We start from the raw sequence: 23,657 nt of genomic DNA, 5'->3' as shown, positions 1-23,657 counted from the left end.
ACCATTTTGCGAAAACCATCACATCCCAATCCGACTTTCAGACAGGAATCGTCATGTCAGGCAGCAAGCACTCGCTTCCCATCAACCTATTCTGGGGCCTCGTCGCCCTGGCCGCGGCCGGCGCCATTGCCGGTATTGCCTTGCAGCGCGGCGAAACCATCAGCAGCATGTGGCTTATCGTCGCTGCGGCCTGCGTTTATGCGCTGGGCTACCGCTTTTACAGCGCCTTCGTCGCCGCCAAAGTTCTGGTGCTCGATGCCAGCCGCGCCACGCCGGCCGAACGCTTCGACGACGGCCGCGATTTCATGCCCACCCACAAATGGGTAGTATTCGGCCACCATTTCGCCGCAATCGCCGGCCCCGGCCCATTGATCGGGCCGACGTTGGCGGCGCAGTTCGGTTATTTGCCCGGCACCTTGTGGATCCTGATCGGCGCGGTGTTGGGCGGTTGCGTGCAGGATTTCGTCACGCTGTTTTTCTCGGTCAGGCGCGACGGCCGCTCGCTGGGTCAGATGGCCAAGGACGAATTGGGCAACATCGGCGGCGGTGCGGCAATGCTCGGCGTCATGACGATTATGGTGATTCTGATCGCGGTACTGGGTTTAGTGGTGGTCAATGCGATGAAACACAGCCCCTGGGCCACCGCCACCGTCGCCGCGACGATCCCGATCGCGATGTTGATGGGCCTGTACTTGAACAATCTGCGGCCGGGCCGGGTACTGGAAGCCACGCTGATTGGCGTGTCGTTGCTGGTTTTTGCCGTCGTGGGCGGCGGCTGGGTCGACGAAAATCCGACCCTTCGTACCTGGTTCGATTACGACGCGCCGCAACTGGCGTTGATGGTGATCGCTTATGGCTTCGCCGCCGCGGTATTGCCGGTCTGGCTGTTGCTGGCACCGCGCGACTACCTGTCCACTTTCATGAAGCTGGGTACGATTGCCGCGCTGGCCGTCGCCATCCTGATCTTGCGGCCCGACCTGAAAATGCCGGCCCTGACTCAGTTTATCGACGGCAGCGGTCCGATCTTCGGCGGCAAACTGTTCCCGTTCGTGTTCATCACCATCGCCTGCGGCGCCATCTCCGGCTTTCACGCGCTGATTTCCTCTGGAACCACGCCCAAGCTGCTGGCGAACGAAACCGACGCCCGCTTTATCGGTTACGGCGCGATGATGATGGAATCCTTTGTCGCCATCATGGCAATGATCGCCGCGTCGGTGTTGGAGCCGGGGGTTTACTTTGCAATCAACAGTCCGGCCGGCGTGGTCGGTAAGGAAGCGGCGGAAGCGGTGGCGAAAATCAGCGGCTGGGGTTTTCCTGTGGCCGTCGAACAAATGCAGCAACTGGCGCAGACCATGGGCGAATCGACCTTATTCGCCCGTACCGGCGGCGCGCCGTCGCTAGCGGTCGGCATGGCCAGCTTGTTCGCCCAGGTGTTCGGCCAACATTTGCTGGCGGCCTGGTACCACTTCGCCATCATGTTCGAAGCCTTGTTTATCCTGACCACGCTGGACGCCGGCACCCGCGTCGCCCGCTTCATGCTGCAGGATATTCTGAGTAACTTCAATATCGGCAGCGGCGGTTATGCCAGCATCGTACTGACCAGCGCCGCTGTGGTCGGCGCCTGGGGTTATTTCCTGTACATGGGCGCAATCGACCCGTTAGGCGGCATCAACAGCCTGTGGCCCTTGTTCGGGATTGCCAACCAAATGTTGGCGGCAATCGCGCTGTGCGTGGCGACGACGATTCTGGTCAAATCCGGCAAATTGAAGTACGTCTGGGTCACCGCCCTGCCCTTGTCCTGGCTGATTATCGTCACCAGCAGCGCGGCCTGGCAGAAACTGTTCGCCGAGGATTTACGCATCGGATTTCTGGCACATGCCGCCGATTTGTCGGCGAAAATTGCCGGCGGCACGCTGCCGGCGGCACAACTGAAAAATGCGCCGCAATTGATTTTCAACGACTACCTGAACGCCGGCCTGACCTGCCTGTTCATGCTGATCACCTGGCTGCTACTGGCCGACATGCTACGCGTAATTTATCGAGTAACTAGCGGCCAAAGCTACCCGCAATCCAGCGAGTCGCCGCACATACCGAGCCGGTTGGTGGAGAATTGGGTCAGGGATTGAGCGTCTAGCGGATTGGGCAGGTTCCCAATTCAAATCAACTGCTGATTCCGATTGAAAAATTAGTGGCGCTTACGGATTTTTCCAAAACCCGTCAAAAAACATATGCAAGCCAACGACTGCAAACCGGCCATATTCTGTCAACGACTTGGTTTTTCCCATATCAGATGTAGGGTACGCACAGCGTACCTTTTGGCACTCGTCACCTTGATGGCGTACTGATGGTACGCGGTGCGTACCCTACTAGGCTGACAGCAATACCAGGCATGATGGCGGCGTAGTTCGCAAGTTAATTCATAAAGAGAAAAAAGCCACCAGCCCAAAGCTGACGGAAAATCCACAGGGTGCGTGTTGCACGGACAGCCGGACTGCCTCTTTGATTTATGACCTTCTCTCCAAGCGGGAGGGAAGACCTTCACTTTTCAAAAATACATTCGGAGAAAAATGATGCAACACACCAAAAAATTACTGGTGGCAGGCTTACTGCTGAGCTTAAACACCTTGACCGCGCAAGCGACGACTTACAGCGTTACCGATCTCGGCACCCTCGGCGGCGGCGATAGCTATGCCAGAGGCATCAACGCCATTGGCCAAGTGGTGGGCGATGTCTACCCGGCGGGCAATGGGGCCAATCACGCCTTCCTGTACAGCAACGGCGCGATGCAAGACCTCGGCACCTTGGGCGGCACCTATAGCTATGCAACCGGCATCAACGCCAGCGGTCAAGTGACGGGCTATTCGGCCGGGCATGCCTTCCTATACAGCAACGGCGCAATGCAAGACCTCGGCACCTTGGGCGGCACCTATAGCTATGCCGCCGGCATCAACGACAGCGGCTAAGTGGTGGGCTATTCCGCGACGGCGGGCAATGCGGCCTATCACGCCTTACTGTACAGCAACGGCGCGATGCAAGACCTCGGCACCTTGGGAGGCAGCTATACCCGACCCGCCGGCATCAACGCCAGCGGTCAAGTGGTGGGCTATGCCTACACAGCGGGCGATGCGACCCATGCCTTCCTATACAGCAACGGCGCAATGCAAGACCTCGGCACCTTGGGAGGCACCTATAGCGCTGCCTCCGGCATCAACGCCAGCGGCCAAGTGGTGGGCAATGCCTACACGGCGGGCGATGCGGCGGCCTCTCATGCCTTCTTATACAGCAACGGCGTGATGACCGATTTGAATACGCTGATTGCCGCCAATTCAGGTTGGACACTGCAACTGGCAGCAGCCATTAACGACCAGGGGCAAATCGTCGGTTCCGGCATCAATGCGCAAAGCAAAATCCATGCCTTTTTACTAACCGCCAATACCGCGCCTGTACCGGTTCCAGCCGCTGTTTGGCTGTTCGGTTCGGCCTTGGCCGGTTTCGGTTTGTTCGGTCGTCGTAAAGCCGCGTAATCGCTTCTACTGTAAACCTTGCAACTCAAGCCGCTTTCGAGCGGCTTTTTTGTGCCTATTTGGTGTTGCACAAGTTAACCTGTGTGCAACACCAAATAGGCCGAAATATAAACTAAAACGGGCATTGGCATTTAAAAGCCAATGCCTGTTTTGGGTCTATTGCGTCAGTTTATAGCTGCAAAAACCTCCACAATCATAGCGAAGAATGTACAGCCGACTATCGATTGAAATCAGTTGCGGGTCTGATCGGAAAACGCTGCTGCGCTGCCCTAAATAAAAAGGCGCTTCACCCAGCGCCTTTCCAATCCAATTCGGAACCAACTACCAACTGAAACTAGCGCTGACTTGGCCGCTGCCGTCGTAGCTGTAACCGGCTTTGACTACCTTGCTGACCGTAAAGGCGCAAGTGCCGGAAGAGTTGGCCGGCAAGTTCGCGCTGGCGATGCTGGCGGAACCGGTGGTAACGGTAGTCGCCGAGGTCGAGCCGGTCAACGTCGTCGAACCCGAATTGGTTTTTATCGAGCCGCTCCAGGAACCGTAGACGGTGGCGCCGGCGACGCCCGACGTGCCGTCGTTGACGGCGACCGTTGCCACGCATTGCGCCTTGTTTTTCCCGAGCAGTCTCCGCGTCAGTTTGGTGCTGCCCACCTTGATGCCGATTGCTGCCGCCGGCGCTTGCGCGACGCTAATCGTTTGCGTCGCGCTGCTTTTCAGTCCGCTGTTATCGGTCACCGTCAACGTTGCGCTATAGGTGCCGACCGCGTTGTAAACGTGGCTGGCGTTCGCGCTAGCGGCATTGGCGCTGCCGTCGCCAAAATTCCAGTCGTAGCCGACAATCGAACCGTCTTGGTCAACGGAACCGGAGCCATCGAAACTGACGGTCAACGGTACCGTGCCGCTCGTCGGCAAGGCCGTCAGGATCGCGCTCGGTGCGAGCGTGGTGGCTGAGCTTTTCGGATAACTGCCGGTAATCTGGTATTGGCCGACGCTGGCGTAATCGGAATACCCGGTGCTTAGGTCGCCGTAGCCGGTACCGTCTACTTGCAGAAAGTACTGGCCGGCGGCCAGCGTTGCCGTCAATGTGGCCGACAAGGTATCGGCCGGGTTCGCCGAAACCAGGGTACTGCCTTGACTGTTAAGCAACTTTAACGAGATATCCAAATTCGGAGTACTCGAACCCGAGGCGGCGCTGAATTGCACGCTGCCGCCATCGGTGAAGAAGGTAAACAGATCGACGTCGGTGCGGCGCTCGATGATTCCGGTTTGCAAGACCGCGCTCGAAGTTCCGGACAAGGGCGCCGCAGTGGCCGTGGTGTTGCCGAAATCGTCGGCGCGTTGCGGCGCTCCGGCCGCGGCGATCACGGCAATGTCGTCTTGCGGATTGTTGGCGTCGGGGTATTCGCCCTTGCTCCATTGCGTCAGCGGTTGGTAATAGCCGACCCCCATGATAGGCGCCCAGCCGGTGGCGCCGCTGCCCTGGCCGGCGTAGTAACTGGTGGTGGAGGTACCGTCGTGGGTCAAGTTCAGCGCGTGGCCGACTTCGTGGGAAACGGCATCGGCCACGTATTTCGGATAGCCCCCGCCCAATTTGTCGAAAAATACCCAGACCGGGTTGTAATAGTCCGGATTGCTGGACGAGTAGTAGGAAAACACGTTGATGTAAGACACCCCGCCGCAGGATTGGCTGCAGAGCTCCGGCATCGATTGGGTAACTGCAACGCGCACGCCGTACACGGCATCGGAACTGCCGGTACGCCGTAATGCGTCGGCCGCCGGTTCCTGGGTGGTCACATCCACATCGAAGGGAGCATAGTCCTCGGCTACCCGCTGCCAGATTTCGCGTATGTTGTTCTGTTCGGCAGTGCTGAAACCGCTCGGGTTGGCGTCGGTATCGTAGGGTTTGGCCGTCAGCGTACCGCTGTACCAAGCGCTGTTGCTGGCTTGGTAGCCGTTAAAATCCAGATACACGGTACGGTTCGATCCGGGCTTGCTGTGAAGTGTAAATGGATCGGTATTCGTCGCTGCGGTGGCGCTAAACGTATCGATTCCCGCGGCAGTGGCGGCATTTGCGCGGTTAACCTCCGTAATCCGATTGTCCGGCATAACAGTCTGCTCATGCTCGGAGTCGATGTACAACAAATGCCCGCTTTGGTCGATCCAGGCGCTAGTGTCGGTGCGTAAGATCGATTGCAAACGCTCGGCCGACATGCCGTATTGTTCGGCTACCGCAGGTAATTGGTCGCCTAAAGCTTCTATCGCCGCCTGACCGTTGACTTTTTCTTTAAGCGTCACTTTCGGAAACGGCATTTCGGTGGCTTCAGTTCCTCCTGCCCCAGCCGATATCTGGACCAACGCGTCTCCCGCTTGAGTCCCAATAGTATTTTGCTGGCCGGAGCCGTTCAATCCGGACACGAAGGCTTGGTAGCGGCCATCGGTGAGCTGTATCAAGCCGTAGTTATAGCCGACTAGGGTTTTTTCGGCGGCTTCGCGGGTCGGGAAATAGAGCGGCGCAGTTAAAAGATTGGCGGCGATTAGAGAAGCGGCTAATGGCATTTGATTTCCTTATTTATCTTATAGAATCGGCAGCATGCGCGTTGCAACGGCCTGATATCGCCACAGGTAAAGCGGGATATTTCCGGGCTTTCGGCATGCAGATAGAAACAATCGCGCGTTATCGCGTCGGATCAAAAAGACCCCGAATCTACAGATGAAAAATGAAAGAAAACCTAGGGAAAACGTTAAGATTCGATGAAAATCATATTCGGGAGAGGCTCGATAGCCTCGACCGAAATGTCCGCAAACATGGAATCGAAATGAGTCAGATGACTCGGGAGAATTGTTGTTGTTTCTGCGCCAGATACTTGTCAAACACCATGCAGATGTTGCGGATCAGCAGGCGGCCGGCGGTCGATACTTGAATGCCTGCGGGTGTTACATCCAACAAACCGTCCGTTTTCATCGGCTGTAGGTTTACCAGTTCCGCGGCGAAATAGTCGTTAAAGACGATAGTGAATTCCCGTTCGATTTTTTCGAAACTCAGTTCGAAATGGCAAATCAGTTGGGTGATCACCGCCCGCCGGAGTTTGTCGTCGGCGTCCAGATCCACGCCGCGAAACACCGGTAATTTCCGCTGCGAGATGGCCGCAGCGTATTCGTCCAGTTCCTTGTAATTTTGCATGTAGGCGTCGCCGACCCGACCGATAGAGGTCACGCCCAAGCCAACCAAGTCGCAATCGGAATGGGTGGAATAGCCCTGAAAATTGCGGTACAGCTTGCCTTGGCGCTGGGCCACCGCCAGTTCGTCGTCCGGTTTGGCGAAATGGTCCATGCCGATGTAGACGTAGCCGGCATCGGTGAGTTTTTGCCCGACCATTTGCAGTATCTCCAATTTGGCCGCCGGCGACGGCAAGGCTGCTTCGTCGATCTGGCGTTGCACCTTGAACCGGCTCGGCATGTGCGCGTAATTGAAAATCGAAAACCGGTCCGGTGCATAGGCCAATATTTGATCCAACGTGTCGGCAAAGCTTTGCACGGTCTGCAGCGGCAGGCCGTAGATCAAATCGATGTTGGTCGAGCGGAAGCCTTCCTGGCGTGCCGCGGCCAACACCGCAAAGGTTTGCTGCTTGCTTTGCAGCCGGTTTACGGCTTTTTGCACGTCCGGATCGAAATCCTGCAAGCCCAGACTGATGCGGTTGAACCCCAGTGCGCGCAATTCGGCGATGGTGCGGTCGTTGGTTTCGCGGGGATCGACTTCGATGGAGTATTCGCCGCTATCGTCGGTGTGCAAGTTGAAATGAGCGCGGGTGGTGTCCATCAAGCGCCGCATTTGCTCGGCATTCAAAAACGTCGGCGTACCGCCGCCCCAATGCAATTGGTTGACCGGGCGATTCTGGTCGAACAGCGCGCCCTGCATTTCGATTTCCCGGCATAGATTGTCCAGGTAAGGCACCGCATGCGCACGGTTTTTAGTGACGATCTTGTTGCAGGCGCAATAAAAACAGACCGTATCGCAAAACGGAATATGCAAATACAACGACAGCGGGCCGCCGGCGGCGTTGGATTTTTCGATGTGTTGGCGGTACTCGGCCTCGCCGAAGCCCTCGTGCAGCTCCAGCGCGGTCGGGTACGAGGTGTAGCGCGGACCGGACTTGTCGTAGCGTTTGATCAAGTCCAGGTCGAATTGAATCGATTGGTCCATCATTTCAGTTCCCGGTCTATGGTCAGGTTGACTGCTGCCGACTGCGAACCGTCCAGATTGACTTCGGCAGTGCCGATCAGATCGCCCGGCTGCGGCATCGCGTTACCCGACTTGGAAATACGGGCGACGATGCGCAGTTGCTTGAAATCGGCCAGATGGGTTTGCGGCTGCATCGCCATGCTGTCGTTCAGTACGGTCTGCAAAGGTAAGTCTTTGACTTGTTTTTTGACGATGGCCAGCGGCATTTTCGGTCCGGTCACGGCTTGGGCGTAGACGAACAGCGTATCGGCGGGATCGGCTTTGCTTTTCAGTTCGGCGGCCAGGCCGGCATCGACCTTGATCTCGACCGGCGCCGCGGCTGTCGAGGCAGCGCCTGCGCCTTGCTCGGCTTCGGCCATTGCGATCATTTTTTGCAATTGCTGTTTGGTTTCGTCCTGCTCTGGCAACATCGCCGCCAGCTTTTGCCAATAGGCGATGGCTTGAGCGTAATCGCCTGCCTCAGCCTTGGCCATGCCACCCAACCACAGTGCGGTGTGGTCTTCCGGCACCAGCTTCAACGCTTGATCGACCAATTCGGCCGGTTCGCCGAGCATCTGGCCGTTGCGCGCCATCGACAAGGCATCGGCATAATGCAGCATCACTGCCGGATCGTTGGGTTTACGCCGGTTCAATTCGGCAAAGGCTTGGGCGGCGTTATCGTATTGCTGCATGTACAGATAAGCCCGGCCCAACATCATCCAGCCTTCCAGGTCTTCCGGCCGTTGCTGCAGGCGTTGCGCTAATGCCGCCACCATGTTCTGTACGTTGTCGGCTGCCTTGGCCTGATTTTGGGCCAGTTCGGCCTTGGCAATGGCTTCCGGCTCGCCGAGCGTCAGATAGAGATACAAGCTGAGCAACGGCAGCGCCACGCCAACCACGGGAATCGCCCAGCGCCCGCTAGCGGAGCGGGCCGGCGCTTGGGTTGGCGCGTCTTGCTGAATTTCGTCCAACAAGGCCAGTTGCAGTTCCTGGTATTGGGCGTCGAATTGGCTTTGCGACAGGATGCCGTCCTGCAGTTGTTGTTTCAGTTCGGCCAGTTGTTGCCGGGCGATGGCTTTATTGCGTTGTTCGCCGTCGGCGTCGTGCAGCGGAGCGGTTTTGAACAGGGGCGGCAATAGAATGGCCAACGCCGCGGCCAATAAGCCGGCAATTGCCAGCCAAAATTCGATAGTCACGCGTCGTCACCCTGTTCCAGAATTTTTTTTAATTTCTCGCGCTCGGCAGCCGACAAGGCCTTGTCCGCGCCGGCGCCCTTGGCGCGCAAGGTCCAGACCACGGCCAAACCGGCGAACAAGAACAGTACCGGTCCCAGCCAAAGCAAAAACGTTTTTAATTTGAAGGCCGGTTTGTACATGACGAAATCGCCGTAACGTTCGGTCATGAAGTTGACCACATCCTGGCGCGACTTGCCTTGTTGCAGCATTTCGTAGACTTGGCGGCGCAGATCTTTGGCCAGATCGGCGTTGGAGTCGGCGATGGTCTGGTTTTGGCAGACCAGACAACGCAACTCGTTGATCAGGCTCTGGTAAGCCTGTTCCTGTTCCGGTTGTTTGAAGTCGCGGTATTCGATGTCGGCGCGGGCCTGAGCCGCAAACACCGATAAAGTCAGGATAAACCAATATTTCATGCGGTTTCCGCCTCGAGCTGTTGAATCAGCGGTAAAAACAATTTTTCCAGATCGCCGGGTTGAATCGGTCCGGTATGTTTGTAACGCACGACGCCGCGCTTATCGATAACAAAAGTCTCCGGCACGCCGTAAACGCCGTAATCGATGCCGGTCCGGCCGTCGCTGTCCATCACGCTGACATTGTAAGGATTGCCCTGCTTGGCCAGCCAGGCCTGGGCGGCGTCGGCTTGGTCCTTGTAGTTCAAGCCGACCAACGTGACTTTGTTCATCTTCGCCAATTGGTTCAACAGCGGATGTTCTTCCCGGCACGACACGCACCAGGACGCCCAGACGTTCAGCAGCCAGACTTTGCCTTGCAAATCGGCTTGGCTCAAAGTCCGCTCCGGCGCGGCCAGGATCGGCAACTTAAAGGCAGGCGCCGGTTTATCGATCAACGGCGACGGAATTTCCCGCGGATTCAGTTTCAACCCTATCGCCAAAAATACCGACAAGGCGATAAACAGCAGTAACGGCAATATATATTTCATCGGTTTTCAGCGGTTTGTTTGTTGGGCAACCGGTAGCGGCGGTCACAGGCGGCCAGCATTCCGCCCAACGCCATCAACACGCCGCCCAGCCAAATCCAGCGGATAAAGGCTTTGTAATAAACCCGCAAGCTCCAGGCACCCTGCTCACCCAACGGCTCGCCCAAGGCCACGAATAAATCCCGAAAAATTCCGGCATCGATAGCGGCTTCGGTCATCGGCATGGTTTGCACCCGGTAGACGCGTTTTTGCGGGGCCAATTCGGCCACTATTTCGCCGTTATGACTGACGCTGAGGTGGCCCTGCTCGGCGCGGTAATTCGGGCCTTCGCTGGCAGTGACGCCGTGAAATTGGAACACGTAACCGAACAAATCCAGAGTTTCGTCCGGCGCCAGCCGCACGTCGCGTTCGATGCTGTAAACCGAGGTAAAGCTGATGCCGATCACGAACACCGCGATCCCGAGATGGGCCAAGGTCATGCCGTAAAACCCGGCCGGAATTTGTTTCAGGCGTTGCCAGGACCAGCTTTGCAGGCGTTGTTTAAAGGCAAAGGCGCTGACGGCCAGAGTCCACAAGGCCAAGGCCACGCCCAACGCGGCGCCCCACGAGTAAAACGGCATCGCCAAAGGTGCCAGCAAAGCGATGCCGATACAACCGGCAATCAACCCGCGCAGGCGTAAGCCCAGCGCATTGATGTCGTCGCTTTTCCAGCGCAGCAGCACGCCGACACCCACCACCAGAGATAACGGCGCCATCAACGGGATGAACACCGCATTGAAATACGGCGGACCGACCGACAATTTACCCAAACCCAGCGCATCGACCACTAACGGATACAGCGTACCGAGCAGAATGCTGGCGGCGGTAACGACCAACAACACGTTATTGACCAACAATACCGTTTCCTTGGAAACCAACTCGAAGCGGGCGTAACTTTTTACCTGCGGCGCGCGGATCGCATAAAGCAGTAACGATCCGCCGACTACCACGCCCAAAAAGATCAGGATGAACAAACCGCGGGCCGGATCGCTGGCGAAGGCATGCACCGAGGTCAACACGCCGGAACGCACTAAAAAGGTGCCGAGCAAACTCAACGAGAACGCGAAAATCGCCAACAGCACGGTCCAGGTCTTGAATGCGCCGCGTTTTTCGGTGGCGGCCAAGGAATGGATCAAGGCGGTGCCGACCAACCAGGGCATGAACGAGGCGTTCTCGACCGGGTCCCAAAACCACCAGCCGCCCCAGCCCAATTCGTAATAGGCCCACCAACTGCCCAGCGTGATACCCAGCGTCAAAAACATCCAGGCCACGTTGGTCCAAGGCCGCGACCAGCGGGCCCAGGCCGAATCCAACCGACCTTCCAGCAGAGCGGCAATCGAAAACGCGAAGGCCACCGAAAAGCCGACATAGCCCATGTACAGCATCGGCGGATGGATCGCCAAGCCGGGGTCCTGCAACAAGGGATTCAGGTCGCGGCCTTCTGCCGGTGCCGGAAACAGGCGTTCGAACGGATTCGAGGTCAATAACAAGAACAGGATGAAACCGACGCTGACCAAGCCCATCACGCCCAGTACTCGCGCCCGGGTCGGATCGGGAATCCGGGCGCTGAAACCGGCGACCAATCCGGTCCAGATCGACAGGGCCAACGCCCACAGCAGCAACGAGCCTTCGTGCGCGCCCCACACCCCGGAGATCAGGTATAAAAACGGCAAGGCGGTGTTGGAATTCTGCGCCACGTAGGCCACCGAAAAATCGTGGCTGATAAAGGCATAGGTCAAACAGCCGTAGGCCAGCGCGATGAACGCCAACTGGCCGAAGGCGGCCGGCCGGGCGACGTGTACCCAGCCGCTAATTTTCTTGCCGGCGCCAAGTATCGGCAGCGTGCCTTGCACCAACGCCATGCATAGCGCCAGGATCAACGCGAAATGGCCGATTTCCGGGATCATGGTTGCGCCGCCGGTTTTTTCAGGCTGCCGGCAACTTCCGGCGGCATATAATTTTCGTCGTGCTTGGCCAGCACTTCTTCGGCAACGAATACGCCGCGGTTATCCAAGCGGCCTTTGGCAACGATGCCCTGCCCTTCGCGGAACAAATCCGGCAAGATGCCGGAATATTCGACCGTCACTTCCTGGCTGAAATCGCTGAGTTTGAACTGCACCAGCAAGTCGGCGTTGGGCCGTTGCACGCTGCCTTTGACGACCATGCCGCCCAGGCGGAATACGGCGTTGTTCGGCGCCTTACCGGCGACGACGTCGCTGGTCGAGAAGAAATACATCAGGTTTTCGTTGAATGCTTTCAACGCAAAAAAAGCCGCCAGGCCTAAGCCGGCCAACATTAACAGAATTAATAGCAGACGCTGTTTGCGGATCGGTTTCATTTGGATTGCGCGCGTTTTTGTTTGATAGCCAGTTGCCTGAAGAGTTGTTTGCGTTGCCAGACCGGCCACACCACGTTCGCCGCCAACACCAGCGCCGTAACGGCGTATGCCGGCCAGACATAGGCGGCGTAACCGCCCATGTACCAAAAGCTGTCCCAACTCATGCTCGTTTCTCCAACATATTTTTCACCCATTGCGACGCCGTTTCCCGTTTCAACAATTCCAGTTTGGCCGCCTGCAACACCGCAATCAGGTAGTAAAACTTGAATGCTATCGCCATCAGCAACAGCGGCACTAGCATCGAGACGTGGATCGACGGTTTATCCAGTTTGCTGACCGTCGCCGGCTGGTGCAGCGTATTCCACCACTCCACCGAATAATGGATGATCGGAATATTGACCACGCCGACCAGGGCCAGGATGGACACCGCCCGGGCCGCACTGCGTTTGTCTTCGATCGCGCCGTACAGGCTGATCACGCCCAAATACAGAAACAGCAGGATCAATTCGGAAGTCAGGCGGGCATCCCATACCCACCAGGTACCCCACATCGGTTTGCCCCACAACGAGCCGGTCACCAGCGCGACGAAGGTGAAACCGGCCCCGATCGGCGCGCTACTGATCAACATCACCTCGGCCAGTTTCATCCGCCAAATCAGGGCAATGCCGCCCATTACCGCCATCATCACGTAGACGAACAACGACATCCAGGCCGCGGGGACATGAATATAAATGATGCGGTAACTGTCGCCCTGTTGGTAATCGGTGGGCGCCAGGTATAAACCGCCGTACAAGCCGGCACCGAGCAGCAGCAAAAAAATTAGCGTCAACCACGGTATGAAACGGTCGGCCAACGCGTAGAAATGCGGCGGCGAGGAAGTACGGTGAAAAAACCGGCTGACCGGCGCAGGTATCCAGGACATCAATTAACACTCATTTTTAACGCAATGGAAGCCGGCAAGGGAGCCAGGGCCAGAGCCGCCAGCAACATCGCCAACAAAATATTCAATTGGGCGCCGACCGGCAGGCCGCCGGCCGCACGGTCGACCGCGCCGCTGGCGAAAATCAGCACCGGTACGTATAACGGCAATACCAACAGGGACAACAGCATGCCGCCGCGGCGCAAACCCACCGTCAACGCGACGCCGATTGCGCCGATCAGGCTCAATAATGGAGTAGCTAAGATCAACGTAAGCCATAAAGTTCCCATCGCCTGCTCCGGCAATCCCAGAAACAGGGCCAATAGCGGTGCCACCAGCAACAACGGCAGCCCGGTAACCAACCAATGGGCGACGATTTTGCCCAACACCAACACCGACAAGGCATGCGGGCTAAGCAGCATTTGCTCCAACGAGCCGTCCTCGAAATCGCTGCGGAACAAACTGTCCAAAGACAGCAAAGTCGCCAATAAGGCCGATACCCAAATTACGCCCGGCGCCATCGCTTGCAGCAAATTGGGCTGGGCACCGATCGCCAGCGGAAACAAGGTCACCACCAACACGAAGAAAAACAGCGGATTGGCCATTTCGGCCCGGCGCCGAAACGCCAACAATAAATCGCGGCGGATGATGGCCAGAAAGGCGCGGATCAATGACATGCTTGCAGATGGATACGTTTCAGATTCAGGTCCGCCATGCGCAGATCGTGGTGCGAGGTCAAGACGGCGATACCGCCGTGGCCGATGTGGTCGGCAATCAACGATTCGATCAAGGCGATACCGTGTTTATCCAATGAGGTGAAAGGTTCGTCGAGTATCCACAACAGGTTTTGGGTAATCAACAACCGGGCCAAAGACAGGCGCCGTTTTTGTCCGGCCGACAAGGTGTGCACCGGATTGTCGTCGAAACCGGCCAGCCGGACTTTGTCCAGAGCCTCATCGATTCGGTATTTGCCCGGAGCGCCCAACGCCAACGCGAAGTTAAGATTCTCCAACACCGTCAATTCTTTCTTGGTGCCGTCGGCATGGCCGACGTAGGCCATATCCCGGTAATAGGAACTTCGGTCGGCCGGCTGCCCGCACCAGATGATTTGGCCGGAATCGGCTTCGCGCAATCCGCACAGGATGCGCAACAGCGTGGTCTTACCGCTGCCGTTGGCCCCTTCCAGTAACAGCGATTGCCCGGCCTGCACCTCGAAACTCAATGCCGAGAACAACAAGCGTTCGTCGCGAAAGCAGGACAAATCCCTGACTTCCAGCGCCGCGTGTTGCAAGTTATCCATTCAACTGTTCCTGGGTCCGGTGGTTCGAGAAATAAGAGGGGCGCTATCTTAACACTAACCGCGGCCGGCTTCCCAACTTGCCGGCCGAGAAAATCCCGGCAATTATGCGATAATCGCCCGGATACGATTTATTGCAGACACCGGAGATTTTGCATGACCGCATTGATAGGCATCATCATGGGTTCCACATCCGACTGGGAAACCATGCAGCATGCTGCGCAGACCTTGGAACATCTGGACATTCCGCACGAAGTGGAAGTGGTATCGGCCCACCGCACCCCCGACAAACTGTTCCGCTATGCCGAAACCGCCGAGAGCAAAGGTCTGGAAGTCATCATCGCCGGTGCCGGCGGCGCCGCGCATTTACCGGGCATGACCGCGGCGAAGACCGCACTGCCGGTGCTGGGGGTACCGGTCCAATCCAAAGCCTTGAACGGCATGGACTCGCTGTTATCCATCGTGCAAATGCCGGCCGGGATTCCGGTCGGCACTTTGGCGATCGGCAAGGCCGGCGCCATCAATGCCGCACTGCTGGCAGCCGCCATCGTCAGCAACAAACATCCGCAATACCGGTCGGCGCTGGATGCCTACCGCCAACAGCAAACCGATAGCGTCATCGCTACGCCCGATCCGCGGCAGGTGGCCGGATGAAGGTAGGCATTCTGGGTGGCGGCCAGCTCGCCAGGATGATTGCCCTGGCCGGCTATCCGCTGGGCCTGAAATTCATCGTCCTCGACCCCGACGCCAATGCCGGCGCCGCCGGCCTGAGCGAACATTTGCTCGGCGCTTACGACGACCCCGCCCTGCTGGCGGAATTGGCCGAGAAAGCCGACGTGGTGACTTACGAATTCGAGAACGTGCCGGCCCACGTCGCCGAATTTTTATCCAGCCATACGCTAGTCTATCCGCCGGCCGGCGCGTTGGCGGTGGCGCAGGACCGTTTGCTGGAAAAAAATTTCTTCCGCGAGTTGGGGATCGGCACCGCGCCGTTTGCCGCCGTCGATAGTCTGGCGGACTTAGAAAACGCCATGGCGGATATCGGCTATCCGGCCATTTTGAAAAGCCGGCGCATGGGTTACGACGGCAAGGGCCAAGCCGTGTTGCGGTCGGCGGCCGATTTGGCTGCGGCCTGGGACAGCATGCAAGGCGCCGCCGCTATCGTCGAAGGCTTTGTCGATTTCCAACGCGAGGTCTCGATCATTGCCGCCCGCAGCCCGTCCGGCGAAATTGCCTATTACCCGCTGTCCGAAAACCGCCACCGCGGCGGTATTTTGCGCATCGCCGAATGCTGCGATAAGGATCCGGCTCAATCCCTGGCCGAAGATTACGTCAGGCGTCTGCTGGAAAAACTCGATTACGTCGGCGTCGTCGCGTTGGAATTGTTCGATGCCGGCGGCACATTGTTGGCCAACGAATTCGCGCCCAGAGTCCACAACTCCGGCCATTGGACCATCGAAGGCAGCGAAACCAGCCAATTCGAAAACCATTTGCGGGCGATTCTAAATCTGCCGCTGGGCTCGACTGCACCGCGCGGTTACGCCGCTATGGTGAATTTCATCGGTGGCCTCGCCGACGACGCCCAATTGCTGAACATAGCCAACGCCCATTTGCATTTATACGACAAGGTGCCGCGCAAAGGCCGCAAAGTGGCGCATGCGACGATACGTACCGACTCGGAAGCCGCTTACCGGGCCGGCTTACAGCAGTTGGCCGATCTGGCCGCCGCCGCCGACAACTCCTGATCCGCCGTTGCCGCCGGCCAGCGGCTTTCTCCGAAAGGTTTGGGCCAAACCGTTACATTTGTGCGGGTTTGGCCTATGCTGTGTCTTGACTTGGCCCGCCGGCCTTTTACAGCTACACCGGCCCAAGCCGGACCACGCCCAAGGTCGCCCGAACCTTAGCCGCTCGGACGAGCCAACTTTGCAGACTCTCATTGGCCGCTACGAAATGGTGACAGAACTGAAATCGGTGCCGGTTGCCGGGACGGACTCGCACTCCCGCCCGATCCGCTCTGCCAATCTAATCAAACGCATCGTATTCGGTTTGGCGGCGCTGAATCTGCTGGTTTTGGCCGGCGGTGGTATCGCTCTGTTCGAAAGCCGCGAACACGCCGTGCAATTAGCGAGCGTCTCGGCGGGTAACCTGGCGCATACGCTCGAATATTCGATTTCAGGCTTGGTCGATGCCATCGATCTGGCTTTGCAGTCCACGGCCGACGAAATCGAACATACCCCGCCAAGCCACGCCCATTTTGCCGAGCTGTTCAGACAGCAACAAAAGCGCTTGCCAGACTTGATCAGCCTGCGGGTTTACGATGCATCCGGCGCAACGGTTTACCGTACCGGCGACCCGGCTCCGCCACAGGCGTCCGCCGGCGACCGTTCGATTTTCAATCGGCACCAAGCCAATCCCGGAAGCGGCTTGCTTATCTCGCCAACCCCGCTCGAGCCGCGCAACGGCCAAACAGCACTGCTGTTTTCGCGACCGCTCGCCGCTGCCGACGGCGCTTTTGCCGGTGCCGTCATGGCAACCCTGCGATTAAAGGACTTGAACGAATTGTTATTGGCGGTCGACATCGGCCGCCACGGCGAAGTCGTAGTCATGGACCGCAACCTGGCGGCGATCAGCCGTTATCCGGAACCGGCCGACGGCAATCAGGCCGTACAAAGCGTATCCGCCGAATTCAGCCGGGCCTTGGAACGCGACTCGGCGGCCGGCCATTACCGCAGCGCAAGCGATCGCGGCGACGGCATCGCCCGGCAACACGTTTATCTCGAATTCGAACGCTACCCGCTGCTGGTCGACGTCGGGCTGGCCGAAGACGAATTCTTGCGCGTTTGGCACAAACAACTCTGGATTTTTCTGGCCATAGCCGGCTTGTTCCTGGTCGCCTCCTGCTCGTACGCCCTGACCTTGATCCGCAGCCTGCGCCGGCAGCACGCCGACGCGGAGAAACTGCGCGGCCTGTTCGAATTATCGCCGCTGGGTATCGCCCTGAATGACTTGAACGGCCGTTTCGTCGAATTCAACGACGCGTTCTGCCGCATTTGCGGCTATACCGCCGAGGAATTGGCCAACCTCGATTACTGGACGCTGACGCCAAGCAAATACCGCGAGCAAGAGGCGGAACAACTCGAGCAAATGCAGCGCACCGGCTATTACGGCCCTTACGAAAAAGAGTATTTGTGTAAAAACGGCAAACTGAAACCGTTACGGCTGAACGGCATGTTGATTACCGGCAGCGACGGCCAGCGCTACATCTGGTCTATCGTCGAGGACATTACCCAACTCCGGCAGAACGAGGAGGAAATGAAGATTGCCGCTACGGTCTATCAAGCCAGCAGCGAAGGCATGATGGTATTGGACAACGGCAATCGCATCATTTCGGTCAATCCGGCGTTCACGGCGATTACCGGTTACAGCGCCGCGGAAGTGGTCGGCCACAATCCGCGCATATTGAATTCCGACCTGCACAACGACCATTTTTTTCAGGCCTTATGGCAGACCGTCGCCGACACCGGCGCCTGGCAGGGCGAGGTCTGGAACCGGCGCAAGTCCGGCGAGATTTTTCTGCAATGGCTATCGATCAACACCGTATTCGCTACAGACGGCGCGGTGCAACGCCGGGTCGCGATGTTTTCCGATATCACCGAAAAGAAAAAAAGCGACGACTTGATCTGGCGCCAGGCCAACTACGACAGTCTGACCGACCTTCCCAACCGGCAGATGGTGCGCGAGCGGCTGGAAACCGAAATCAAGCAGTGCAAGGCGGAGCGCAAACAACTGGCCTTGTTGTTCATCGATCTGGACCGGTTCAAAGAAGTCAACGATACGCTAGGCCACGACGTCGGCGACTCGCTGTTAGTCGAAGCCGCCCGGCGCATGTCGGCTTGCGTGCGCGACAGCGATACCGTATCCCGCCTGGGCGGCGACGAATTCATGGTCGTGCTGTCCGGCCTGGACGATAGCGAATGCGTGCCGCGCATTGCCGGCCACTTATTGGAAGCCTTGGCGGCGCCCTACCGGCTCGACGACGAATTGGCTTACATCTCGGCCAGTATCGGCATCACGATCTACCCGACCGACGCGACCGACTTCTCGGTCCTGCTGCGTAACGCCGACCAAGCCATGTACGCCGCAAAACGCCAAGGCCGCAATTGCTACCACTATTACACCACTGCGATGCAGGATGCGGCCAACAGCCGGGCCCGGCTGTCGAACGACTTGCATCAGGCCTTGGCCGAAAAGCAATTTGAGGTTTATTACCAACCCATCGTCGAACTGGCAACGAATTCGGTGCATAAAGCGGAGGCCTTGATTCGTTGGCAGCATCCGACCCTCGGCCAAATCAGCCCGGCCAAATTCATTCCGATTGCCGAAGATACCGGCCTGATCGTCGAGATCGGCGACTGGGTGTTTCGCCAGGCCGCGGCACAAGCGGTGCGTTGGCGCAACCTGCTCGACCCGGAATTCCAAATCAGCGTCAACAAATCGCCGGTTCAATTCAGAGCCGACCACGGCAGCCATCTGTCGTGGTTCGGACATTTGCGGGATTTAGGCTTGGCCGGAAGCAGCATCGCCATCGAAATTACCGAGGGCTTGCTGGTCGAGGCCAGCGACAAGATCCGCGGCCAATTGCTGGCTTTCCGGGACCAAGGCACCCAGGTGGCTTTGGACGATTTCGGTACCGGCTATTCCTCGTTGGCGTATCTGAAGAAATTCGATATCGACTATTTAAAAATCGACCAGGCCTTTGTCCGCAATCTGGCCAACGACTCCAGCGACATGGCACTGTGCGAAGCTATGATCGTCATGGCGCATAAACTAGGTATTAAAGTGATCGCGGAAGGCGTCGAGACTGCAGAACAATGCGCGTTATTGAAACAAATCGGCTGCGATTACGGCCAGGGCTACCTGTTTGCCCGGCCGATGCCGGCCGACGCCTGCGAAGCCGCGCTATTGCAGGGACGGCCCGGTCCGGCTTAAGCGGCCGGATGCGCGGTTTCAGAGTGGCTCCCGGCCAGCAACAGATAAAACGCCGGTACCACGAACAAGGTCAACAACGTGCCTATCCCCAAACCGGAGGCGATGACCAGGCCGATCGCAAACCGGCTGGCCGCACCGGGTCCGGTGGCCAGCAGCAACGGCACCATCGCCACGATCATCGCCACTGTCGTCATCAGAATCGGCCGCAAGCGGATAGCGGCCGCCTGCTCGACCGCGGCCTGCTTGGTCAAACCGGAGCGGGATTGCAATTGATTGGCGAATTCGACGATCAGAATCCCGTTTTTGGCGACCAAACCGATCAAGGTAATTAAACCGACCTGGGTGTATATGTTCACGCTGGCAAAGCCCAGCATTAGGAACGCCATCGCACTGGCGATAGACAACGGAACCGAGATCAGAATGATCAGCGGGTCGCGCCAGCTCTCGAACTGGGCGGCCAACACCAGGTAAATCACGATCAGCGCCATGAAGAAGGTGACGATCAACACGTTGCCCTGCTGCCGGTACTGGCGCGATTCGCCGGTGTAATCGAAGCCGTAACCGCGCGGAAAAACCTCATGGGCAATTTTTTCGAGGCCCACCATCGCATCGCCCAAGCCGACTCCGGGCAGAACCATGCCGCTCAGCGTCAGGCTGTTCAATTGTTGAAACTGGCTGCGTTTGCCCGGCTCCACCGAATTTTGGATTTTGACCAGCGAAGACAACGGGATCTGCGCGCCCGAACGGCTGTTAAGGTAATAAGCGTCCAACTTGCCGATATCGATGCGGTCGGCGTCGTCCACCTGCGGTATCACTTTGTAACTGCGCCCCTGCAAACTGAAACGGTTGACATATTGGCCTCCGAGCAGCGTTGCCAGATTGTTGCCGATATCCTGCATGCTGATACCCAAATCGGCGGCGCGGTCGCGGTCTATGACCAGCGTCGATTTCGGCCGGTTGAAGCTGACGTCTTTCATCAAAAACGCAAACTGGCCGCTCTGCATCGCTTTATCCAGCACTTGGTCGGCCAGTTGGTCGAGCTTGGCGTAATCGGCGTCGCTGGTGATGACGAACTGCATCGGCAGGCCGCCGCCGGAACCCGGCAGGCTGGGCGGCGGGATCACGGCGCTCTGAAATCCGGCGATGTGGTCCACCTTGCCCTGCAAATCCGGTACGACTTGGCCGACGCTGCGCTGGCGCTGGAATACCGACGGCATTTTCAAGCCGCTGAACACCATATTGGCATCGCCGCCGAAGCCCATGATCAGGAAACTTTCTTCGTGCTCGGGAATGCTCTCGAATTGCGCGATCAGTTCGCGGGCATAGGTCTGGTTGTATTTCAAGGTCGCCGTTTGCGGGGCGGTGGATACCGCGAATAAAAAACTCTGATCTTCGGTCGGCGCCAATTCTTTGTTGGACAGCATGAACATGAAATAAATACTAGCCAGCACCAGCAGCGCAAAGGCCATCACCGCGGCCGGATAGGCCAACACCCTGTGCAGCAACGCCCGGTAACGTAGCGCCAAGCCGTCGAAGAAATGTTCGACGCCGCGTTCGAAACCGCCGGGCCGGCCGGCCGCTTGCAAAAACCGCGAACTCATCATCGGCGACAAGGTCAGCGCGACAATACCGGATATCAAAACCGCTCCGGCCAGCGAAAAGGCAAATTCGGTGAACAAGGCGCCAACCAAGCCGCCCATGAAACCGATCGGCGCGTAAACCGCGACCAGCGTGGTTGTCATTGCGACCACCGGCAGCGCCAGTTCCCGCGCGCCGTCGATGGCGGCCTGAATCCGTCCGCTGCCCTGCTCGATGTGGCGGTGGATGTTTTCGACGACGACAATCGCGTCGTCCACCACCAAGCCAATCGCCAATACCATGGCCAGCATAGTCAGCAGATTCAGCGAAAACCCGAGCAACAGCATCAAGAATGCGCCGCCGACCAGCGACAGCGGCACGGTCACGGCCGGAATCAACGCCGCCCGCAACGAACCCAGCGACAGGAATATCACCGCCAGTACGATAGCGACGGCTTCCAGCAAGGTGCTGAAGACTTCATGAATCGAATCGTCGATAAATTGGCTGGCGTCGTAAGGCAACAGCACGTGCATCGCATCGGGCAAATCGCGTTCGATTTCCTGCAATTGCCGCTTTACCGCTTGTGCGACCGTCAACGGGTTTGCGCCCGGCGCCTGTTCGATGCCCATGAAAATGGCCATCTTGCCTTTGTACCAGTTCACGGTATCGTAATCTTCGCTGCCCAGTTCTATCGTGGCGATATCCGCCAGCCGGACCAGGCTACCGTTGCGCTTGGCGACGACCAGTTGCCGGAATTGTTGTTGGTCTACGGCATCGGTGGTCGCACTCAAATCGAGTTTGACGTAGTCGCCCTTGGTGCCGCCGACGCCGGACAAATAGTTGTTGGCGCGCAGTACATCGCTTACTTCGCCGGCAGAAACGCCGAGGGCGGCCATTCGCTGCGGGTCCAGCCAGACCCGCATGGCAAAGGTCTTGTTACCCAACATCGCCGCTTTGCCGACGCCGGGTACGGCCTGCAATTTGGGCTGGATCACCCGCAACATGTAATCGCTGAGCTGTGCGTCTTGCAAGGTATCGCTATACAGCGCGATATACATTAGCGCGGTGTCGTCGCCGGTTCGCGAGGTGATGACCGGATCTTCCGCTTCGGCCGGCAGTACGTTACGCTGGCTGGCGACTTTGGCCTGGATTTCGGACACTGCGGCGTTCGGATCGTAATTCAGCCGCATGTGGGCTTCGATGACCGAACTGCCCTGCCGGCTGTTGGCGGACAAATAGTCGATGCCGTTGGCTTCGGCGATCGCTTGTTGCAGCGGCGTCGTGATAAAGCCTTTGATCAGATCGCTGCCGGCGCCGGGATAAGCGGTCGTCACCGTGACGACGGTATTTTCGGTCTTCGGGTATTGGCGTAGCTCCAGTACCGTCAACGCGCGCAAACCTAAAATCAGAATCAACAGGCTGACCACGCTGGCCAACACCGGGCGCTGAATAAACAGATCGGTAAATTTCACTGCGCGGCCTCGCGCTCGCCGGGTGCCGGCTGGCTGTCGGCGGTAATCGGCATGCCGTTGCGCAATTTGAGCTGGCCGGCGCTGACGACCCGGTCGCTCGCCTGCAACCCTTCCAGGATTTCGACTCTGCCGCCGCGGCTTTGTCCGGTCCGCACCTGGCGGCTCTGTACCGTTAATCCATTGCCGGCCGTTACCGCCAAAAACACCGAATCGCCGTAAGGGTTATAGGTGACCGCCGTATCGGGTACGGTCAATACTTCGCTGGATTTTCCGGAATTGATCGCCACTTGGGCAAACATACCGGGACGCAGCAATTTCTGGGCGTTGTTGAATTTTGCCTGGATGTTGACGGCACGGCTGCCCAGGTCCACGGCCGGGCTCAGAGCGGTGATAGCGCCGCTGAAACGACGCTCGGGATAGGCGGCGACGTTGATTTCGACCTGCTGGCCGTTACCCAGTAGGCCGAGTTGGCGTTCCGGCAAGCTGAAATCCAGGTAGATCGGGTCGAGTTTTTCCAGATTGACAATGGCCGAGCCTTCCGCCAGATACTGGCCGAGGTCGACTTGGCGGATACCGATCTCGCCGTCGAACGGCGCCTTGATCTGTTTTTTGGCGATCACGCTTTGCTTGGCGGCGACGGCGGCTTTGGCTTTATCCAACAACGCCAGGTTTTGATCGTAGTCGGCCTGGGAGACGAATTTTTTTTCCAACATCTGCGCGCTACGTTGGTAGTGCAATTCGGCCAGACGCAACTCGGCTTCGAGGCCCTTGAGTTCGGCTTGATCGGTGGCGCTGTCCAATTCGAGTAGTAGTTGGCCTTGTTTAACGGATTGGCCGGACTGGAAATGAATGGCTTTGATTTGTCCGGCGACCTCGTTGCTGAGGTTTATCCCGGCCACTGCGCGCAGACTGCCGACACTGGCGATCTTAGCTGGCCATTGTTCGCGGCGGACCTCGGCTAACGCCACAACTGCGGGCGGCGGCGGTTGCATGTGCTCGATCGCTTGATTGATTTGCCTAAACTTCAGACCGAACAAGCCGCCGAGCAGCAACACGGTAAACAACACTACCCACAAAATGCGCTTAATCATGCGGCGACGCCAAGCTTAAAAA

At 58.0% G+C, this 23,657-nt stretch carries 19 protein-coding genes; 6 read left to right on the top strand and 13 right to left on the bottom strand.

The features are described from left to right. Window positions 1-53: 53 nt before the first annotated feature. The 3 genes from MKFW12EY_RS10965 (at window position 54) to MKFW12EY_RS10955 (ending at window position 3,524) form a co-directional block, all read left to right on the top strand. Window positions 54-2,126 carry a carbon starvation CstA family protein gene (locus MKFW12EY_RS10965; RefSeq protein ID WP_221054537.1) on the top strand — a complete coding sequence of 691 codons (2,073 nt, stop codon included), beginning with the start codon at window positions 54-56 and terminating at the stop codon, window positions 2,124-2,126. A gap of 441 nt (window positions 2,127-2,567) precedes the next feature. Continuing rightward, complete coding sequence (locus MKFW12EY_RS10960; RefSeq protein ID WP_054759625.1) at window positions 2,568-2,963, top strand: hypothetical protein; 396 nt, start codon at window positions 2,568-2,570, stop codon at window positions 2,961-2,963. Between the two features lie 3 nt (window positions 2,964-2,966). Further along, the gene (locus tag MKFW12EY_RS10955) at window positions 2,967-3,524 is read left to right on the top strand and encodes a VPLPA-CTERM sorting domain-containing protein (protein ID WP_221054536.1); all 558 of its coding nucleotides are present in this window, start codon (window positions 2,967-2,969) and stop codon (window positions 3,522-3,524) included. 321 nt (window positions 3,525-3,845) lie between these two features. Here the strand turns inward: MKFW12EY_RS10955 and MKFW12EY_RS10950 are convergent, their stop codons facing one another. The 11 genes from MKFW12EY_RS10950 to ccmA form a co-directional block, all read right to left on the bottom strand. Further along, complete coding sequence (locus MKFW12EY_RS10950) at window positions 3,846-6,077, bottom strand: PKD domain-containing protein (RefSeq protein ID WP_221054535.1); 2,232 nt, start codon at window positions 6,075-6,077, stop codon at window positions 3,846-3,848. Window positions 6,078-6,342: 265 nt separating this feature from the next. Beyond that, on the bottom strand, window positions 6,343-7,722 hold the full coding sequence (gene hemN, locus MKFW12EY_RS10945; RefSeq protein ID WP_221054600.1) for an oxygen-independent coproporphyrinogen III oxidase: 1,380 nt from the start codon (window positions 7,720-7,722) through the stop codon (window positions 6,343-6,345). Further along, window positions 7,722-8,936, bottom strand: a complete 1,215-nt coding sequence (gene ccmI / locus MKFW12EY_RS10940) for a c-type cytochrome biogenesis protein CcmI (RefSeq protein ID WP_221054534.1) — start codon at window positions 8,934-8,936, stop codon at window positions 7,722-7,724. The genes hemN and ccmI overlap by 1 nt, the downstream gene beginning before the upstream one ends. Further along, window positions 8,933-9,388 (bottom strand): cytochrome c-type biogenesis protein, encoded by a 456-nt coding sequence (locus MKFW12EY_RS10935; protein WP_221054533.1) that lies wholly within the window; start codon window positions 9,386-9,388, stop codon window positions 8,933-8,935. Before MKFW12EY_RS10935 ends, ccmI begins: the two co-directional genes overlap by 4 nt. Then, the gene (locus MKFW12EY_RS10930; RefSeq protein ID WP_054759637.1) at window positions 9,385-9,915 is read right to left on the bottom strand and encodes a DsbE family thiol:disulfide interchange protein; all 531 of its coding nucleotides are present in this window, start codon (window positions 9,913-9,915) and stop codon (window positions 9,385-9,387) included. The genes MKFW12EY_RS10935 and MKFW12EY_RS10930 overlap by 4 nt, the downstream gene beginning before the upstream one ends. Further along, entirely contained in the window at window positions 9,912-11,858 is a 1,947-nt protein-coding gene (locus tag MKFW12EY_RS10925; protein ID WP_221054532.1) for a heme lyase CcmF/NrfE family subunit, read from the bottom strand. Before MKFW12EY_RS10925 ends, MKFW12EY_RS10930 begins: the two co-directional genes overlap by 4 nt. Beyond that, window positions 11,855-12,289 (bottom strand): cytochrome c maturation protein CcmE, encoded by a 435-nt coding sequence (gene ccmE, locus MKFW12EY_RS10920; RefSeq protein ID WP_054759639.1) that lies wholly within the window; start codon window positions 12,287-12,289, stop codon window positions 11,855-11,857. Before ccmE ends, MKFW12EY_RS10925 begins: the two co-directional genes overlap by 4 nt. Continuing rightward, window positions 12,286-12,453, bottom strand: a complete 168-nt coding sequence (gene ccmD / locus MKFW12EY_RS10915) for a heme exporter protein CcmD (protein WP_054759641.1) — start codon at window positions 12,451-12,453, stop codon at window positions 12,286-12,288. Before ccmD ends, ccmE begins: the two co-directional genes overlap by 4 nt. Then, on the bottom strand, window positions 12,450-13,211 hold the full coding sequence (locus MKFW12EY_RS10910; protein ID WP_054759644.1) for a heme ABC transporter permease: 762 nt from the start codon (window positions 13,209-13,211) through the stop codon (window positions 12,450-12,452). Before MKFW12EY_RS10910 ends, ccmD begins: the two co-directional genes overlap by 4 nt. Further along, a complete protein-coding gene (gene ccmB / locus MKFW12EY_RS10905) occupies window positions 13,211-13,885 on the bottom strand; it encodes a heme exporter protein CcmB (protein WP_054759646.1) in 675 nt (224 codons plus the stop codon). The genes MKFW12EY_RS10910 and ccmB overlap by 1 nt, the downstream gene beginning before the upstream one ends. After that, the gene (ccmA, locus tag MKFW12EY_RS10900; RefSeq protein ID WP_054759647.1) at window positions 13,876-14,508 is read right to left on the bottom strand and encodes a cytochrome c biogenesis heme-transporting ATPase CcmA; all 633 of its coding nucleotides are present in this window, start codon (window positions 14,506-14,508) and stop codon (window positions 13,876-13,878) included. Before ccmA ends, ccmB begins: the two co-directional genes overlap by 10 nt. Window positions 14,509-14,661: 153 nt before the next feature. Here ccmA and purE point away from each other — a divergent pair, with 153 nt between their 5' ends. The 3 genes from purE (at window position 14,662) to MKFW12EY_RS10885 (ending at window position 19,494) form a co-directional block, all read left to right on the top strand. Next, window positions 14,662-15,159: a 5-(carboxyamino)imidazole ribonucleotide mutase gene (gene purE, locus MKFW12EY_RS10895; RefSeq protein WP_054759649.1), complete on the top strand. Its 498-nt coding sequence runs from the start codon at window positions 14,662-14,664 to the stop codon at window positions 15,157-15,159. Beyond that, window positions 15,156-16,250 (top strand): 5-(carboxyamino)imidazole ribonucleotide synthase, encoded by a 1,095-nt coding sequence (locus MKFW12EY_RS10890; protein WP_054759651.1) that lies wholly within the window; start codon window positions 15,156-15,158, stop codon window positions 16,248-16,250. Before purE ends, MKFW12EY_RS10890 begins: the two co-directional genes overlap by 4 nt. 178 nt (window positions 16,251-16,428) lie before the next feature. Continuing rightward, a complete protein-coding gene (locus MKFW12EY_RS10885) occupies window positions 16,429-19,494 on the top strand; it encodes a bifunctional diguanylate cyclase/phosphodiesterase (RefSeq protein ID WP_245006496.1) in 3,066 nt (1,021 codons plus the stop codon). On the opposite strand, the gene MKFW12EY_RS10880 is transcribed toward MKFW12EY_RS10885, so the two are convergent. Further along, entirely contained in the window at window positions 19,491-22,544 is a 3,054-nt protein-coding gene (locus MKFW12EY_RS10880; RefSeq protein WP_221054530.1) for an efflux RND transporter permease subunit, read from the bottom strand. The two genes, MKFW12EY_RS10885 and MKFW12EY_RS10880, sit on opposite strands and share 4 nt — an antisense overlap. Then, a complete protein-coding gene (locus tag MKFW12EY_RS10875) occupies window positions 22,541-23,635 on the bottom strand; it encodes an efflux RND transporter periplasmic adaptor subunit (RefSeq protein ID WP_054759659.1) in 1,095 nt (364 codons plus the stop codon). Before MKFW12EY_RS10875 ends, MKFW12EY_RS10880 begins: the two co-directional genes overlap by 4 nt. Between the last annotated feature and the right edge of the window lie 22 nt (window positions 23,636-23,657).

Source organism: Methylomonas koyamae (assembly GCF_019669905.1).
GTDB classification, from domain to species: domain Bacteria; phylum Pseudomonadota; class Gammaproteobacteria; order Methylococcales; family Methylomonadaceae; genus Methylomonas; species Methylomonas koyamae.
The sequence above is the reverse complement of the archived record's forward strand: the minus strand, read 5'-3'. Positions and strand labels throughout refer to the sequence as shown.